Here is a 15,409-nt window from a genome sequence, read left to right on the forward strand (position 1 = left end):
CGGCCAGCGGGCTTACGTTTCCCACTGCTGGTCTATCGTTTCCATCAATTTCAGCGGACTGAAGGGTTTGACCATATAAGCGTCGGCGCCGGCCTGCAGGCCCGCCTCCAGATCTTCGCTGCGGCCACGGGCTGTCAGCAGCAGAATGCGTGGCGGCTGGGGCAGCGACTTCAGCGTACCGCACACTTCCAAGCCATTCACCGAGCCGGGCATCATCACGTCCAGTAACACCAGGTCAGGTTGCTCTTGCATGGCAACGGCCAGTGCGCCTTCACCGTCTTCGGCCTCGAACACCTGGTAGGCCTCGAATTCCAAGGTCATACGGATCAGCCGACGGATATCGGCATGGTCATCCACGATCAGTATTTTTTTCATTTTGGGACCCTTGAAACGATAGAAAGATTAAAAACGCGATGTCGCTATCATATATTCCGAAATTATCATTTTCAAGTGAATTAATTAACAAAAGTTGATGCATTCGTTAGAATCCGCAAATGGACACTGACATTCAGACGGCTACCACCCTCCCCCCCGGCGACAACCTCACAACCTTGGACGTAGCGCGCATGCTGGGTTTGGCGGTTCGCTCTGTGCAACTCATGGTGGACCGGGGCGAGCTACAAGCCTGGAAGACGCCCGGCGGCCACCGCCGTATCTCCCGCCAATCCGTAGAGCGCTGGCGTGCTGGCGGTCAAACCGTCCGCCCAGGTGACGGCTCGGCTAACCCGGCGCAGGACATGCCGCGCCATGGCGGCAGCGCGCCCACCAAGGTACTGCTGATTGAAGACTCCATGCACTTCCAGAACCTGGTCACGCTGCTGCTGCAGCGGCAGTTTCCGGCGCTGGAGCTGCGTACCGCATCCGACGGTATTGCCGGGCTGATCATGGCCGGGCAGTTCCAGCCCGATGTGCTGATGGTTGACCTGCTGCTACCCGGCATCGACGGTGCCACCCTGCTGACCGGCCTGCGCGCCAACCCACTGTTCCGAAATTTGCAGGTCATCGTCATCACTTCGCTGGACCCCAGCGAACTCACGCCCTACGCTTTTGCGCTGGACGGCGTGCCCGTGGTGCACAAACCCCGCCTGGTCGCCGAACTGCCACCGCTGCTCGCGCAGAGCCTGCAAAACCTGCAGCTGTTGGTGCTCTGACCACCGGCATGGGCACGCCGCGCGTACTGCTGGTAGAAGACGACCCGTTGCTACGGCGCTTTGTGCGCATGGCCCTGGAGCAGTTGCCGCTCCAGCTGCTGGAATGCGATGGCGTACCTGCCGCGCTGGAGCTATTGGCCGGTACGCAAGTCCAGCTCATCATCACCGACTTGATGCTGTCGGGCGCCTCCGGCATAGACCTGCTGCAAAACCTGCAATCCAAACCAGCCCTGCAGGCCCAGGCCAAGACCATGGTTCTCAGCGCCGGCCTGACGCCGGAAGTCCGTGCCAAGCTGGCCCCTTTGAACGTGTGGCGCATGTTGTCCAAGCCCGTATCTTTGCAGCTGCTAGAAGACAGCGTGATGGAGGCCCTGAACGATGAGCAGCCCAGTGCAAGTGAAGCAACAGCCCCGCTAGCGCCAGACGACCGGCACGCCGCCGACACCTATTTCGCGGGTGACCTGGAGCTGTTCCACAGCTACCGCGCCGCCTGCCTGCTGCAGTTTCCGCACGATATCCAAGCCGGCAATGCGGCCTGCACACCACTCGACCTGCCCGCTCTGCGCCGCATCGCCCACAGCCTGAAAAGTGTGCTGCAAACCCTGGGCTATGCCGATCTGTCAGCCCAGGCCTGGGCGCTGGAAAACCTCTGCCACACCGGCCAGGCAGCCCCGGCGCTGCTGGGCTGGAGCGGACTGCGCGCGCAGCTGCAGGCTTTGGTCAGCCCGGCTTGACGAGCCCGGGCACTATCATGGCAGGCATGCCTGTTCGCCCCCCGCCATCTCTGCCCTCGCCGCTACGCGCACTGCTGAAAAGCTTTTCCTGGCAGGAGCTGAAGCACCACCCCTGGCGCAATGCCGCCGCCGTGGTCGCCGTCATGCTGGGCGTGGCGCTGGCGTTCTCGGTGCAGCTGATCAATGCCTCGGCATTGAGCGAATTCTCCAGCGCCGTGCGCTCAGTGGGCGGCCAACCCGACCTGGAGCTGCGTGCCAGCCAGAGCCATTTTGACGAGTCCATTTTTGCCCGCGTGGCCCAGCACCCGGACGTGGGCGTGGCCAGCCCGGTGCTGGAGCTGTCCAGCTTCGCAACCGACATCAGCGGCCAGCGCATCTCCATCAAACTGCTGGGCGTAGATGCCCTGGTGGTCAGCACGGTCGCGCCGGGCTTGATGCCCGTGCCCTCAGCCCAGGCGGAGCGCCTGGCCCTGTTCGCGCCTGACTCCATCTTCCTGAACCCCGCAGCCCGCCAGGCCCTGGGGGCGCGCAGCACGCTGCAGCTGGCGGGCGCTGCCACGCCTTTGACTGTGGCCGGCACAGTGAATGCCACCGGCCCGGCGCTGGTGGTGATGGATATTGGCGCGGCCCAGCAAACCTTCCAGCGCCTGGGCCAGCTGTCACGCATCGACCTGCGCCTGCGCCCCGGCACCGACCGGGCGGCCCTGCTGCGTGCACTGGCCCTGCCCCCAGGCATCACCGCCGCCGAGCCGGGCGATGCAGCCCAGCGGGTGGACAACCTGTCGCGCGCCTACCGCGTCAACCTGACGGTGCTGGCCCTGGTGGCGCTGTTCACCGGGGCGTTTCTGGTGTTTTCGGTGCTGTCTCTGAGCGTGGCCAAACGCGCGCAACAGTTTGCGCTGCTGGGCGTGCTGGGCCTGACCGGGCGCGAGCGGCTGCAGCTGGTACTCACAGAGTCGCTGGTGCTGGGCATCATCGGCAGCCTGGCCGGCCTGGCGCTGGGCACCGGCCTGGCCGCACTGGCGCTGCGCTGGCTGGGTGGCGACTTGGGCGGCGGCTACTTTTCTGGCGAGGCCCCGCCACTGCAATGGAGCACCTGGGCGGCAGTCGCCTACGGCAGTCTGGGCGTTGCCGCCGCTTTGGTGGGTGGCTGGTGGCCGGCCCGCGCGGCCCAACGCCTGCCGCCGGCGCAAACCCTCAAGGGCCTGGGTGCCGACCTGGGCCGCAGCGGCACCCACTGGGCCAGCCTGGCCCTACTGGGCCTGGGCCTGCTACTGGCCTGCCTGCCACCGATATTCGCCATACCGCTGGGCGCCTACGTCTCTGTGGCCCTGTTGTTGGTGGGAGGCATCACCGCCCTGCCCTGGCTGATTGCCGCGCTGTATGACCGGCTGGCGCCCTTGCTGGCGCATCGGCTGCTGCCCATGCTGGCCATAGAACGTGCGCGCCGGGTGCGCCAGAGCGCGGCCGTGGCGGTCAGCGGCGTGGTGGCATCGCTAAGCCTGGCGGTGGCGCTGACGGTGATGGTCGCCAGCTTCCGCGACTCCATGGTGCAGTGGCTGGACGTGGTGCTGCCGGCCGACCTGTACCTGCGCAGCGGCAGCGGTGGTGCGGGCAATGACACGCTGGCCCTGCCGCCCAGCTTTGTGCAGGCCGTGGCCCAGGTGCCCGGCGTACAGCGCGCCAGCAGCCTGCGCATACGCTCCCTGCTGCTGGCGCCGGGCCAACCCACAGTGGCGCTGCTGGCCCGCAGCATCGGCGACCCGGCACGCAGCCTGCCGCTGGTAGGCCCGGCCCTGCCCGTGCCTGCGGGGCAGATCGGCATCTATGTGAGCGAACCCATGGTGGATTTGTACGGGGCACGGCCGGGCACGGTGTTCGCCCCACTTTCCAAGTCTTTTGAGGCCCTAGCGCAGGAATCACCTGCGCAAGCAGCTACTTTTTTTGTAGCAGGCGTATGGCGCGACTATGCACGGCAATTTGGTGCCATTACCCTGGACCAGGCCGACTACATACGCCTCGGCGGCGACAGCCAGGTGAACGACATGGCGCTGTGGCTGCAAGACGGCGTGCAGCCCGATGCGGTGCAGCAGGCCATACGCGCACTGGCGCCGGCCGGCGTGGCCGATGCGCTGGAGTTCTCGTCCGCACGCCAGATCCGCGCCATCTCGCTGAAGATCTTCGACCGCAGCTTTGCAGTGACCTACTGGCTGCAGGCGGTGGCCATTGGAATAGGCCTGTTCGGCGTGGCGGCCAGCTTCAGCGCCCAAGTGCTGGCCCGGCGCAAGGAGTTTGGCCTGCTGGCCCACCTGGGGCTGACGCGCACGCAAATCCTGGCCGTGGTTGCCGGTGAGGGCGCGGCCTGGACCTTGATAGGCTCCATCGCCGGCCTGGCGCTGGGCCTGGCTGTATCGATGGTGCTGGTGTTCGTGGTCAACCCGCAAAGCTTCCACTGGACCATGGACCTGTGGGTGCCCTGGCTGCGCCTGCTGGCCCTGTGCGCCGCCGTGGTGCTGGCCGGTACGGTCACCGCCTGGCTGGCTGGGCGCGCTGCCGCCGGGCAGGATGCGGTACTGGCCGTGAAGGAGGACTGGTGATGCAGCGCCGCCATCTTCTCGCATTGGCTTTGGCGGGCCTGGCCCATCCAGCCTGGGCCTTGCCGCCGGCGCACATGCAGTTCCCGCGTGACCTGGGTAGCCACCCGGACTTCGGTACCGAGTGGTGGTACATCACCGGGCGGGCTGTCAGCATCCATGGCAGCAGCACACGCGAATTCGGCTTTCAGCTGACCTTCTTCCGCAGCCGCGTGGCCGCTACGCAGGCCATGACCTCGCGCTTCGCCGCCAAGCAGCTGCTGTTTGCCCACGCCGCCATCACCGACGTGCAGGGTCAAAAGCTCTGGCACGACCAGCGCATTGCCCGCGCCGGTTTCGGCATTGCCGAAGCAAGCGAGGCCGACACCGCCGTGCGCCTGCGCGACTGGTCGCTGGTCCGCACCGGTGAGCAATACCACGCCGAACTGCCAGCCCAGGACTTCGGCCTGCATCTGCAGTTGGCGCCCACGCAGCCGCTGCTGTTGCAGGGCCAACAAGGCCTGTCGCGCAAAGGCCCGCAGCCCGACCAGGCCAGCTACTACGTGAGCCAGCCGCAGTTGGCGGTCAGCGGCCATCTGCAACTGCAAGGCCAACGCTTCGAGATCGACACAGACACCAGCCGCGCCTGGCTGGACCACGAGTGGAGCCAAGCCTACCTGGCCCCCGAAGCTGCCGGCTGGGACTGGCTGGGCATGAACCTGGCGGACGGCAGCGCCCTCACCGCCTTCCGCATCCGCCGCAAAGATGGCAGTACGCTGTGGGACGGCGGCTCGTTCCGCAGCCCGCAAGGGGCGCTGACGGTCTTCCAACCCGGCCAGTTGCGCTTCACCCCAGGTCGCGTCTGGACCAACCCAGCGAATCAGGCGCACTACCCAGTCGAATGGACGCTGGACACGCCCATGGGCCGCCTTCAGGTGCAGGCCGCTATCGACAACCAGGAGCTAGACAGCCGCCAGTCCACGGGTGCCGTGTACTGGGAAGGCTTAAGCCGGCTGCTGGACGCGCAGGGGCGGCTGGTCGGACATGGGTATCTGGAGATGACGGGGTACGCAGGAGTGTTGCGGATGTAGCGGCCGGCAGGCTCCATAAAGCCTGCTGCTGCATCCAACGGGAAGGACGAGGTCTGCCGCGTTAACTGAGGTCTTCAATCACCAGTGAGCGGTACTTTTTGGCACCGGAAAAAGGCAAGTGGCGGATGACAGCCATAACCGCTTCGGATTCAGCCGCCTTGGACGCGTACACCATCAGCGCGCAATGGCCCTGGCTGGCCAATTCCACAAACTGTCTGACGCTGGCGCCTTCGGCCCCGACCGATGGCAAGGGAATATCCGCAGCTACTGTGGTGTGCGGCAGGCTATCAAGCACATTTTTATCCGACAACAGCGAGGTCGGTTTTTCTGGATTGTCCTGGGGCAGTTGCGACACCACCTGTTGCGCATCTTCCAGGCGTGGAAACATGGCAAAAACATAGCCGGTGGGGTAGAAGGCGCCACCCATCGTGAGCATGCTGCTGGTGAGTTCAAAGTTCTGCATAGTGGCCCCTTGCTGTTGTTGCGTCTGTCTACCCATTAACCTGCCACATCCACACATAGTCTGTCGGACGGGGCATGGGGCCTGTGTAGGACGGCAGCACGACGAACCTCAGCATATCTTTTGCACCACGCGCATGGCAGCCGCCAAGCAGTTGCGCTACGGGTACGCTCAGGTCTTGGCTGGCGCAGCTGGCACGCATGGTGTCGGGGTTTCGCGCAGAAAGGTAAACACCACTGCCGCCGTCAGCAGGGTGACTGCCGCGAGACCGAAAAGCAAATGCTGGAAGGCTGTGCCATAGACCTGCAGCAGCGTCTCGGCGCGCAGGCCGGGCAGCAAAGCCAGAGCCTGCTCCAGGCCACCAGTGGCCAAGCTCTGCGCGGCCTGCGACACGGAATCCTCGGCTACGCCGGGCGCCGCAAGCGCCAAGCCGTGGGCGATGAGGATCGTCAAGACCGCACCCACCAGAGCCAATGCCAGCCCCTCGCCCGTCACCCGCACAGTACCGAAAATGCCAGTGGCCATGCCAGCACGCTCTCGCGGCACCACGCTGACGGCCAAACCATCCATCAAACCCCACGGCAGACTGATACCGCTGCCGATCAGCAGCAAAGGTAGGGCCAGCGCCAGGCCTGTGGTGCCAGGTGGGCAGTAGCCCAACCACAGCAAGCCGACGGCGCACACCAGCAACCCACTGCCGCACAATCCTCCGGCCGAAAACCAGCGCGTCAGATAGGCGGCCAGCAGAGGTAACAGCAACATGGGAGCGGACAAGGCCATCAACGCACGGCCTGCATCTGCCGCACTAACGCCCTCAATGCCGACAAGGCGCAGAGGCAGCAAGACCAACAGCACCACATAGGCATAGGCCGGCGCAGCAGCCAGGCACTGCACCCCCACAAAACGCGGGTAGCGAAACAGCGACAGGTCCAGCATGGGCCGCGCCGCCTGCTGCTGCGTGCGTACAAAGCCGTACAGCAGCAGTGCCGATACAGCAAAGCAAGCCAAGGTCGCGCCACCGGCCCAACCCCAGGCGGGAGCCTGCAGCACGGCCAGGGTGAATAAGCCCAAGGCTCCGGTAAACGTCGCGGCGCCCCGCAGATCCAACCCCGCAGCCTGTGGGTCGCGCGACTCGGGCATGCACCAGCAGGCCAGACCGGCAGCCAACCCGCCCACCAGCGCCAGCAACAACCCAAAGCTGCGCCACCCCGCCTGCTCCATCAATTGGCCCGCCAGAAAGGGACCAAACGCCAGGCCCACTCCAAAAGTGGTGCCAAGCAAACTGAACGCCCGGGTACGGGCCGGGCCATCAAATGCCTGTGCCAGCGCGGCGCCGCCACCGGCCAAGGCTGCCGCCGCCCCCAGTCCTTGCAAGCCGCGTAGGACGTTAAAGCTGGCGATACCAGGCGCTACGGTCCAGGCCAGCGAGGCCAGCACGAACACTACCAAACCGCACAAGAACACGCGTCGCCGCCCATGTGCATCAGCCAGCGCGCCCATAGCCATCAGGCAAGCGCCAAAGGCCAGCATGAATGCATTGGTGACCCAGTTCAGCGCCGCCGGGCCACCGCCCAGGTCCTGGTGGATAGCACGCAGTGCCAAGGCCGGACCGGTAAAGCATAAAGGCATGCTCAGCGCAGCCAGGCAGGCGCTGAGCAAGATGGCCAAACGCTGGCGCATAGGGAGAGGGGAAAGTACGGAAGATGCCATGGTGTTCGTAAGTGGAAAGTGAACTCCATCGTATTTACGTTCCAATCAGAGATAAACCATTTGAAAATCCGTTATTTACGGAGTGAAAGTTGTGAATTGAGCAATAACAGTTTTGACAACCTCACAGGGCTGACCTCGTTTGTGCGGGCGGCCGATACCCGCAGCTTTGTGGCCGCCGGGCGTCTGCTGGGCATCTCCGCGTCTGCGGTGGGCAAAAACGTGGCCAAGCTGGAGACGCAACTGGGTGTGCGCCTGTTCCACCGCAGTACCCGCCACATCCGGCTGACGGCCGAGGGCGAGGTGTTCAACGAGCGGGCCCGGCGCATCCTGGACGACCTGAACGACGCGCGCGCCATGATGCTGCAGTCGGCCCAGGCCCCCCAGGGCCGGCTGCGCGTCAGCCTGCCGGTGATCGGCTACCGCTTTCTGGTGCCGCACTTGCCCGAGTTCAGCCGACGCTATCCGGCGATTGAACTGGAGCTCGATTTCAACGACCGTATGGTGGATGTGATTGAAGACGGGCTGGATGTAGTGATACGCAGTGGCGCGCTGCCGGACTCGGCCCTGGTGGCGCGCAAGCTAGGGCCGTTTCGCAACTTGCTATTGGCAGCAGACAGCTACTTGCAACGGGCTGGCACACCACAGCAGCCGGACGACTTAGCCCGCCATACCTGCCTGCGTTACCGATTCCCCACCAGCGGCAAGCTCCAGGAATGGCAGCTCAACAAGGACCAGGCAGTCACCGCACCAGCCACGCTGGTGTGCAACAACATGGAAGCCATGCTGGAGTCCTGCATCGCCGGCATGGGCATCGCTTATATGCCTGACTTTGTCTCGCGTGATGCCTTGCAGCAAGGCGCATTGCAGGCCGTGCTGCCGGAACACACGCAATACGGCGGCGAATTCTGGATGTTGTGGCCATCCAGCCGGCAGCTATCGCCCAAGCTGCGGGCGTTTGTGGACTTCATGGCCCCCAGGTTGTTTGCCCCGCAGGACAAGGCTTAACCGGCAGCGGAAGCCGCCTGGATATCGCGCAGACGCCGGGCTTCCTTGCGCACCACATACGCGCTGTAGAAGATGATGCCAATCGACACCACGGTGATCAGAATCGCAGCCGCCGCGTAGATGGACGGGTTCACACCGCGCCGGGCATAGCCAAAAATCACTTGGGGCAAGGTGGTCACGCCGGGGCCAGACAGGAATTCCGAAACCACCACATCGTCAAACGACAGGGTAAAGGTCAACATCCAGGCCGCCATCAGCGAAGGCGCAATATTGGGCAGCGTCACAAGAAAGAACACCTGGGAAGGACGGCAACCCAGGTCCATGGCCGCCTCTTCGATCGAGCGGTCCATTTCACGCAGGCGCGCGCTGATGACCACCGTGGCATACGCCATGCCCAGCAAGGTGTGACCCAGCACAATAGTGACGGCCCCACGGTCGGGCCAGCCCAGGCTGCGCTGCACCGCCACCGACAGCAGCAACAGTGACAGGCCGATGATCACCTCCGGCATCACCAGGGGCGCGCTGACCAAGCCCGCAAACAGCGTACGCCCCCTGAAGCGCAGAAAGCGCACCATCACAAAGGCCGCGAAAGCCCCGAGCACGGTAGACAGCGTGCCGGTGATCACAGCCACCTTGAGCGATAGAAAGAAGCCGTCCACCAGCCGTGAATCACCGGCCAAGGCGGTGTACCAGCGCAAGGAGAATCCGGTGAAAACGCCGTCCTGGCGCGTGCTGTTGAACGAGAAGACGATCAAAAACACCAGTGGCAGGTACAGGAATAAATACACCGCCGCCAGCCAGAAGCGGCCGAAGTAGCGTTGCATAAGGCGCTGAAAGGGGCGCTGAAAGGGCCGGGTCATCGCTTGCATGTCAGGCCTTTTCGTTGTGGTTGTGGGTATCGCTGTAGCGGTTGTACACCGCCATGGGCACCAGAATGAACAAGATCATCACGATCGCCAGCGCGCAAGCGCGCGGCCAGTTGTTGCTGCTGAACATTTCGTCCCACACCACACGGCCAATCATCAGGTTTTCGGCACCGCCCAGCAGGGATGGGATGACAAATTCGCCCACCGCTGGAATGAACACCAGCATCGAGCCTGCAATGATGCCCGCCTTGCTCAGCGGCACGGTCACCAGCCAGAACGCGCTCCAGGGCGTGGCACCCAGGTCGTAAGCGGCCTCCAGCAGCCGCGTGTCCATCTTGGACAGCGTGGCATAGAGCGGCAGGATCATGAACGGGATGTAGACATAGGTCATGCCTACCAGCATGGACACATCGGTGTACAGCATCTGGATAGGCTCGTGGGTGATGCCCAGCCATATCAGCAGATTGTTCAACACGCCCTGGTCTGCCAGGATGCCCTTCCAGGCATAGACACGCAGCAGGAACGATGTCCAGAACGGCAGCATCACCATCATCAGCAAAGGCACTTGCGCGCCGGGCTTGGCCCGGGCAATGAAATAAGCGAACGGGTAGCCGATGAACAGGCACAGCACCGTGGTCCAGAACGCGTATTTAAGGGATGTGGCGTAGGCCTCGATGTAGATGGTCTGGCCCCAGACCATATGCCCGTCTTCAGCAGGTTCACCGAAGATGGAAAGGTAGTTCTGGTACTTCAAGACGATGTGCCAGACGCCATCTGCCGCGCTAAGCAGCGGTGCAAATGGGTCAATGCCATTGCCCATATCGGTCATGCTGATACGTACCAGTATCAAAAACGGCACCACAAAAAACAGGGCCAGCCAAAAATACGGCACGCCGATAACAAAGCGGGCACCGGGCAGCAATCGGGTCCATTTGGGTAGATTCATATGCCGAACTTTATTCTAGAAATCGCCGTATCCACCAAAGCTGGCGTTGAATTTGGGGCATCCGGATACGCCGCCCCCATCAGTATGGCGAAATGAGCAAAATCCATACCTCAGCGCGCCCTGCCCGCAGCCGCTGGCAACCCACCCCTTATTCCCAGAACACAACCATGACACCAAGCTCCGCCGAAGTCGTTCTGCTCGATACATTACCCACCGCCGATGGCCGTTGCTTTGGCGTGGCGACACTGAACGCACCTGCTGCCTTGAATGCTTTGTCCCTGGCCATGGTGCAGCGCCTGGCCCCTGCCCTGCAGCGCTGGGCCAGTAACCCGCAGGTGGTGGGCGTCATCTTGCAGGGCAGTGGTGAAAAAGCTTTTTGTGCAGGTGGCGACCTGCGCGGGCTCTACCAGACTCTGCGCGACTGCGGCAGCGCTACCAATCCGCATGCAGAGACCTTCTTCGCCCAGGAATACGCGTTGGACTACGCCATCCACACCTACCCCAAACCCCTGCTCTGCTGGGGCCAGGGCATCGTCATGGGGGGTGGCATCGGGCTGATGGCCGGCGCCTCGCACCGCGTGGTCACCACCAGCAGCAAGCTCGCCATGCCGGAGATCAGCATTGGCCTCTACCCCGACGTGGGTGGCAGCTGGATACTGCGCCGCATGCCCGGACGTGTAGGCCTGTTCCTGGCTGTGACCGGTGCGCACCTGAATGCGGCCGATGCACTGTTTTGTGGTCTGGCCGACTTCCATGTGGGAACGCATACGCGCGACGAACTGAAAACCACCATCGCCGCCAGCCATTGGAGCGACGACGCTGCGCAAAACCGTAGCCAGTTATCGCGCCTGCTCGCCCGCATGGGCGATAACGCTAACCACAGCCTGCCCGTGTCCCAGGTACGTACGCATTGGGACAGCATCCAGGCTCTCATGGCGGGTGACGATCTGCTGGACATTGCCGCCCGACTGCGTGAGCTTCACAGTGGCGATGCCTGGCTAGACCAGGCGGCAAGCAGCTTCAACCACGGCTCACCCACGTCCGCAGCCTTGTCTTTCGCGCTGTGGCAGCGCGTACGACATATGTCACTGGCTGAGGTGTTCAGACTGGAGTACAGCGTATCCCTGGGTTGCTGCGCCCACCCGGATTTAGCGGAAGGCATACGCGCCTTGCTGATCGACAAGGACAGGCGCCCGCTCTGGACGCCTGCCATGCTGGAAGAAATCACGCCAGAATGGATAGAAGCGCACTTTCAACCGCGTTTTATAGGCCCGCATCCGCTAGAGGCACTGCGCTGAATATTTGTACACTGCCCACCATGCATGGCATTGAGCTTGCGTCACGTCAGCGCATGACGGCTTTTGAAAGCGCATGCGCACCACCATGAAAACCTTGCGCAACTTACTCTCCGATCTGGGCATCCGAACGCCCCACAAAGCGACATTGTGCGCATACGAGCCCCACAGCATGTCGTTCTATACCGAGCACAGCGACGCACTATTTCACCACGGTGATACAGTCTTGAAGGCTACACAACGGGAAGCTTTACACCTACTTCAATTGCGCACACCCAGCGGCTATCTCGCCTTGGACATGCCAGTCCCTGCCAACACCATCCAGGAATAAGTAACCGGGGACCTTGATTGAAGGCGCTTGCCGCCTCGCATCCGAAAGAACACGCCCAACACGACGCAATTCGGAAATAAAAAAAGCCTCCCAAGTCAATGACTTGGGAGGCTTGATCTGGTGGGCGATGCAAGTTTCGAACTTGCGACCCCTGCAGTGTGAATGCAGTGCTCTACCCCTGAGCTAATCGCCCTGAAACCGTTTAAAACCTTACGTTTTATTCTTATCAGGTAAGCCTCAAATTATACAACATCTTTTTCGAGGTTTCGCCAAATTGTTTTTCCGCCGCTAGATTTATCGATTTGTTTGAGCACATCGAGGTGGGCGGTGGCCTCTTCTTCACTGATGTTCAGTACCGGCAGCACGAAGCCACTCAGGTCCATGCGCGGTATGGCAGCAACACCCACATCGCTCTCTTCACTGCCTACATCGATCATTAGCGCGTTCTGGCCGCGCGTCATGTTGATGTAGACGTCGGCCAGCAACTCGGCGTCCAGCAAGGCGCCGTGCAAGGTACGGCCCGAGTTGTCTACCTCCAGGCGGTCGCACAAGGCGTCGAGTGAGTTGCGCTTGCCGGGGAACAACTCCTTGGCCATGGCCAGGGTATCGACAATGCCGCTGACGAAATGGCTCAGCGGCGGCTTGCCCAGGCGCTCTAGCTCCTTGTTCAGAAAGCCCACGTCGAACGACGCGTTGTGGATGATGATTTCGGCGCCGCTGCAGTACTCCAGAAACGCATCCACGATCTGGGCGAACTTGGGCTTGTCGCGCAGGAACTCAGTGGTGATGCCGTGCACCCGCAGCGCGTCCTCATGGCTGTCGCGCTCGGGGTTAATGTACTGGTGGAAGTGGTTGCCCGTGAGCTTGCGGTGTTGCAACTCAACGCAACCGATTTCCAGTATGCGGTCGCCGCCTGCGGCAGACAGGCCGGTGGTTTCGGTATCGAGAATGATCTGGCGCATGGCGGTAGGTGCTACGTTATTGATAGCTTCTGGCGCAGATAAAACCTGCGCCAGAAGCCTATTTCATCAATGATTCTCTTTGGCGTGGTTGATGGTGTACCTGGGGATTTCCACCGTCACATTTTGCTGCGCCAAGAAAGCCTGGCAGCCCAGGCGCGAATTCGGCTCCAGGCCCCAGGCGCGGTCCAGCAGGTCTTCTTCGTTCTCGTCCAGCTCACCCAGCGACTTAAAGCCCTCGCGCACGATCACGTGGCAGGTGGTGCAGGCACAGCTCATGTCGCAGGCATGCTCGATGTTGATGTGGTTGTCCAACATGGCTTCGCAGATGGACGTGCCCGCAGGAGCGCTGATCTCGGCACCTTGCGGACAGTATTCGGGGTGGGGCAGTATTTTGATGACGGGCATATCAGATCGTTTCGATGTTTTTTCCGGACAGGGCATGCTGTATGCCCCGGTTCATGCGGGCCGCAGCGAAAGCTTCGGTACCTTCGGCCACACGCTTGGTAGCGGCTTCGACCGCTTTGGCATCGGTCAGGGCCTTGGCCTGCACCAGCTCGGCCAGCAGCGTATCGACTTCTGCGCGCTCTTGGGCCGACAGCAAATCACCATCGGCAGCCAGCGCACTGTGCGTGGCCAGCAGCATGCGGTCGGCGTCCACGCGGGCTTCGACCAGGGCGCGGGCCTGCATATCTTGCGCGGCGGTGCTGAAGCTGTCTTGCAGCATCTGGGCGATCTGTTCATCGCTCAGGCCGTAAGAAGGCTTGACGGTGATCTGCGCTTCCACGCCACTGCCCTGCTCTTTCGCAGCCACGCTCAACAGGCCATCGGCATCCACAGTGAAGGTGACGCGGATGCGCGCGGCACCGGCCGCCATCGGCGGAATGCCGCGTAGCTCGAAACGCGCCAGGCTGCGGCAGTCGGCCACCAGGTCGCGCTCGCCCTGCACCACGTGCAGCGCCAAGGCAGTTTGACCATCCTGGTAGGTGGTGAAGTCTTGCGCCATGGCGGTGGGAATGGTCTGGTTGCGCGGCACGATGCGCTCCACCAGGCCGCCCATGGTCTCGATACCGAGAGACAGCGGAATCACGTCCAGCAGCAACAAGTCATCGGCTCCGCTATTGCCCGCCAGCTGGTTGGCCTGGATGGCAGCGCCCAGGGCCACCACTTCATCCGGGTTCAGATTGGTCAAGGGTGCGCGGCCAAAGAACGCAGCCACCGCCTGCTGCACCTGCGGCATGCGGGTGGATCCGCCGACCATCACCGTGCCCTGCACTTCATCCACGGTCAGCTTGGCATCACGTAAAGCCTTGCGCACGGCGACCATGGTGCGTGCGGTCAGCTGCGCAGTAGCTGCTTCGAAGTCTGATTTCTTTACATCCAATCGTACGCTGGCGCAGGAAATATCTGCGCTGAAAGCTACCAAATCTGTAGCAGACAGGGCTTCCTTGCAGGCCCGGGCTGCGACTTGCATCGCCACCTTGTCGGACGCAGTGATTGCCTGCTGGCCGGTTTGAGCCAACACCCAGTCGACCAAGGCGCGGTCATAGTCGTCGCCACCCAAAGCCGCGTCGCCACCAGTGGCGATGACTTCAAACACGCCCTGGCTCAGGCGCAGGATGGAAATGTCGAAGGTCCCCCCGCCCAGATCGTAGACCGCGTAAATGCCTTCGCTGGCATTGTCCAAACCATAGGCAATCGCTGCCGCCGTGGGCTCGTTGATCAGACGCAGCACGTTCAGGCCGGCCAGTTGGGCCGCGTCCTTGGTGGCCTGGCGCTGGGCATCGTCGAAATAGGCGGGCACGGTGATCACGGCGCCGTACACATCGTCGTTAAAGCTGTCTTCGGCACGGAAGCGCAGCGTGGCCAAAATCTCGGCGCTGACCTCGACCGGCGACTTCTCGCCGTGCACGGTCTGCAGGCCCACCATGCCGGGCTTGTCGATAAATACGTAAGGCAGCTTCTCGCGCTGGGCTATGTCGGCCAAGCCCCGGCCCATGAAGCGCTTGACGGAAGCGATGGTGTTTTCCGGGTCGGTGGCCTGCGCGGCCAAGGCGTCATGGCCGATCTGGCGTTTGTCGCCCGCCAGGTAGCGCACCACGCTGGGCAAGATGATGCGGCCCTGGTCATCGGGCAGGCACACGGCCTCGCCACTGCGCACCGTGGCCACCAGGGAATGCGTGGTGCCGAGGTCGATACCAATGGCATGGCGGCGCTGGTGCGGATCGGGCGACTGGCCGGGTTCGGAAATTTGAAGAAGCGCCATGGAATTTTTGTAATCTGTTCGC

14 protein-coding genes and 1 tRNA gene are annotated in these 15,409 nt (G+C 62.7%); 6 read left to right on the forward strand and 9 right to left on the reverse strand.

Going from position 1 to position 15,409, the window contains the following annotated elements:
- Nucleotides 1–12: 12 nt before the first annotated feature.
- On the reverse strand, nucleotides 13–375 hold the full coding sequence (locus AC4BBN_RS00700; RefSeq protein WP_490590033.1) for a response regulator transcription factor: 363 nt from the start codon (nucleotides 373–375) through the stop codon (nucleotides 13–15).
- A 119-nt stretch (nucleotides 376–494) separates the two neighbouring features.
- On the opposite strand from AC4BBN_RS00700, the gene AC4BBN_RS00705 reads away from it, so the two are divergent.
- The 4 genes from AC4BBN_RS00705 to AC4BBN_RS00720 are packed head-to-tail and all read left to right on the forward strand — an operon-like array spanning nucleotide 495 to nucleotide 5,549.
- Complete coding sequence (locus AC4BBN_RS00705) at nucleotides 495–1,151, forward strand: response regulator (protein WP_490590034.1); 657 nt, start codon at nucleotides 495–497, stop codon at nucleotides 1,149–1,151.
- 8 nt (nucleotides 1,152–1,159) lie between these two features.
- A complete protein-coding gene (locus tag AC4BBN_RS00710; RefSeq protein ID WP_490590035.1) occupies nucleotides 1,160–1,885 on the forward strand; it encodes an Hpt domain-containing protein in 726 nt (241 codons plus the stop codon).
- A 26-nt stretch (nucleotides 1,886–1,911) separates the two neighbouring features.
- Entirely contained in the window at nucleotides 1,912–4,482 is a 2,571-nt protein-coding gene (locus AC4BBN_RS00715; protein ID WP_490590036.1) for an FtsX-like permease family protein, read from the forward strand.
- Complete coding sequence (locus AC4BBN_RS00720) at nucleotides 4,482–5,549, forward strand: lipocalin-like domain-containing protein (RefSeq protein WP_490590037.1); 1,068 nt, start codon at nucleotides 4,482–4,484, stop codon at nucleotides 5,547–5,549. The genes AC4BBN_RS00715 and AC4BBN_RS00720 overlap by 1 nt, the downstream gene beginning before the upstream one ends.
- Before the next feature lie 61 nt (nucleotides 5,550–5,610).
- Here AC4BBN_RS00720 and AC4BBN_RS00725 read toward each other — a convergent pair whose 3' ends face one another.
- Nucleotides 5,611–6,012 (reverse strand): RNA-binding protein, encoded by a 402-nt coding sequence (locus AC4BBN_RS00725; RefSeq protein ID WP_490590038.1) that lies wholly within the window; start codon nucleotides 6,010–6,012, stop codon nucleotides 5,611–5,613.
- Between the two features lie 168 nt (nucleotides 6,013–6,180).
- Nucleotides 6,181–7,689 (reverse strand): MFS transporter, encoded by a 1,509-nt coding sequence (locus AC4BBN_RS00730; RefSeq protein WP_490590039.1) that lies wholly within the window; start codon nucleotides 7,687–7,689, stop codon nucleotides 6,181–6,183.
- Nucleotides 7,690–7,815: 126 nt separating this feature from the next.
- On the opposite strand from AC4BBN_RS00730, the gene AC4BBN_RS00735 reads away from it, so the two are divergent.
- The gene (locus AC4BBN_RS00735; protein WP_490590040.1) at nucleotides 7,816–8,724 is read left to right on the forward strand and encodes a LysR family transcriptional regulator; all 909 of its coding nucleotides are present in this window, start codon (nucleotides 7,816–7,818) and stop codon (nucleotides 8,722–8,724) included.
- Here AC4BBN_RS00735 and AC4BBN_RS00740 read toward each other — a convergent pair.
- Both AC4BBN_RS00740 and AC4BBN_RS00745 read right to left on the reverse strand, forming a co-directional pair.
- The gene (locus AC4BBN_RS00740; RefSeq protein WP_490590041.1) at nucleotides 8,721–9,593 is read right to left on the reverse strand and encodes an ABC transporter permease subunit; all 873 of its coding nucleotides are present in this window, start codon (nucleotides 9,591–9,593) and stop codon (nucleotides 8,721–8,723) included. The genes AC4BBN_RS00735 and AC4BBN_RS00740 overlap by 4 nt on opposite strands.
- A gap of 1 nt (nucleotide 9,594) precedes the next feature.
- Nucleotides 9,595–10,536: an ABC transporter permease gene (locus tag AC4BBN_RS00745; protein WP_490590042.1), complete on the reverse strand. Its 942-nt coding sequence runs from the start codon at nucleotides 10,534–10,536 to the stop codon at nucleotides 9,595–9,597.
- A 167-nt stretch (nucleotides 10,537–10,703) separates the two neighbouring features.
- On the opposite strand from AC4BBN_RS00745, the gene AC4BBN_RS00750 reads away from it, so the two are divergent.
- Nucleotides 10,704–11,834 carry an enoyl-CoA hydratase/isomerase family protein gene (locus tag AC4BBN_RS00750; protein ID WP_490590043.1) on the forward strand — a complete coding sequence of 377 codons (1,131 nt, stop codon included), beginning with the start codon at nucleotides 10,704–10,706 and terminating at the stop codon, nucleotides 11,832–11,834.
- A gap of 446 nt (nucleotides 11,835–12,280) precedes the next feature.
- Here the strand turns inward: AC4BBN_RS00750 and AC4BBN_RS00755 are convergent.
- The 4 genes from AC4BBN_RS00755 to hscA all read right to left on the reverse strand — a co-directional run bounded on the left by AC4BBN_RS00755 (nucleotide 12,281) and on the right by hscA (nucleotide 15,387).
- Nucleotides 12,281–12,355: transfer RNA gene (locus AC4BBN_RS00755), tRNA-Val, on the reverse strand.
- Nucleotides 12,356–12,404: 49 nt separating this feature from the next.
- Nucleotides 12,405–13,124 carry a DNA polymerase III subunit epsilon gene (gene dnaQ / locus AC4BBN_RS00760; protein ID WP_490590044.1) on the reverse strand — a complete coding sequence of 240 codons (720 nt, stop codon included), beginning with the start codon at nucleotides 13,122–13,124 and terminating at the stop codon, nucleotides 12,405–12,407.
- A gap of 66 nt (nucleotides 13,125–13,190) precedes the next feature.
- A complete protein-coding gene (fdx, locus tag AC4BBN_RS00765) occupies nucleotides 13,191–13,529 on the reverse strand; it encodes an ISC system 2Fe-2S type ferredoxin (RefSeq protein WP_490590045.1) in 339 nt (112 codons plus the stop codon).
- Nucleotide 13,530: 1 nt separating this feature from the next.
- Nucleotides 13,531–15,387 (reverse strand): Fe-S protein assembly chaperone HscA, encoded by a 1,857-nt coding sequence (gene hscA, locus AC4BBN_RS00770; RefSeq protein ID WP_490590046.1) that lies wholly within the window; start codon nucleotides 15,385–15,387, stop codon nucleotides 13,531–13,533.
- Nucleotides 15,388–15,409 lie beyond the last annotated feature (22 nt).

The organism is Rhodoferax sp. SPJ21 (genome assembly GCF_058216335.1).

Excerpts from the sequence above, each read along its gene's own strand:
- AC4BBN_RS00705 (WP_490590034.1), top strand. The coding sequence starts at position 495 with ATGGACACTGACATTCAGACGGCTACCACCCTCCCCCCCGGCGACAAC.
- AC4BBN_RS00710 (WP_490590035.1), top strand. The coding sequence starts at position 1,160 with ATGGGCACGCCGCGCGTACTGCTGGTAGAAGACGACCCGTTGCTACGG.
- fdx (WP_490590045.1), bottom strand. The coding sequence starts at position 13,529 with ATGCCCGTCATCAAAATACTGCCCCACCCCGAATACTGTCCGCAAGGT.
- AC4BBN_RS00725 (WP_490590038.1), bottom strand. The coding sequence starts at position 6,012 with ATGCAGAACTTTGAACTCACCAGCAGCATGCTCACGATGGGTGGCGCC.
- AC4BBN_RS00750 (WP_490590043.1), top strand. The coding sequence starts at position 10,704 with ATGACACCAAGCTCCGCCGAAGTCGTTCTGCTCGATACATTACCCACC.
- dnaQ (WP_490590044.1), bottom strand. The coding sequence starts at position 13,124 with ATGCGCCAGATCATTCTCGATACCGAAACCACCGGCCTGTCTGCCGCA.
- AC4BBN_RS00715 (WP_490590036.1), top strand. The coding sequence starts at position 1,912 with ATGCCTGTTCGCCCCCCGCCATCTCTGCCCTCGCCGCTACGCGCACTG.
- AC4BBN_RS00745 (WP_490590042.1), bottom strand. The coding sequence starts at position 10,536 with ATGAATCTACCCAAATGGACCCGATTGCTGCCCGGTGCCCGCTTTGTT.
- AC4BBN_RS00720 (WP_490590037.1), top strand. The coding sequence starts at position 4,482 with ATGCAGCGCCGCCATCTTCTCGCATTGGCTTTGGCGGGCCTGGCCCAT.
- AC4BBN_RS00730 (WP_490590039.1), bottom strand. The coding sequence starts at position 7,689 with ATGCGCCAGCGTTTGGCCATCTTGCTCAGCGCCTGCCTGGCTGCGCTG.
- hscA (WP_490590046.1), bottom strand. The coding sequence starts at position 15,387 with ATGGCGCTTCTTCAAATTTCCGAACCCGGCCAGTCGCCCGATCCGCAC.
- AC4BBN_RS00700 (WP_490590033.1), bottom strand. The coding sequence starts at position 375 with ATGAAAAAAATACTGATCGTGGATGACCATGCCGATATCCGTCGGCTG.
- AC4BBN_RS00740 (WP_490590041.1), bottom strand. The coding sequence starts at position 9,593 with ATGCAAGCGATGACCCGGCCCTTTCAGCGCCCCTTTCAGCGCCTTATG.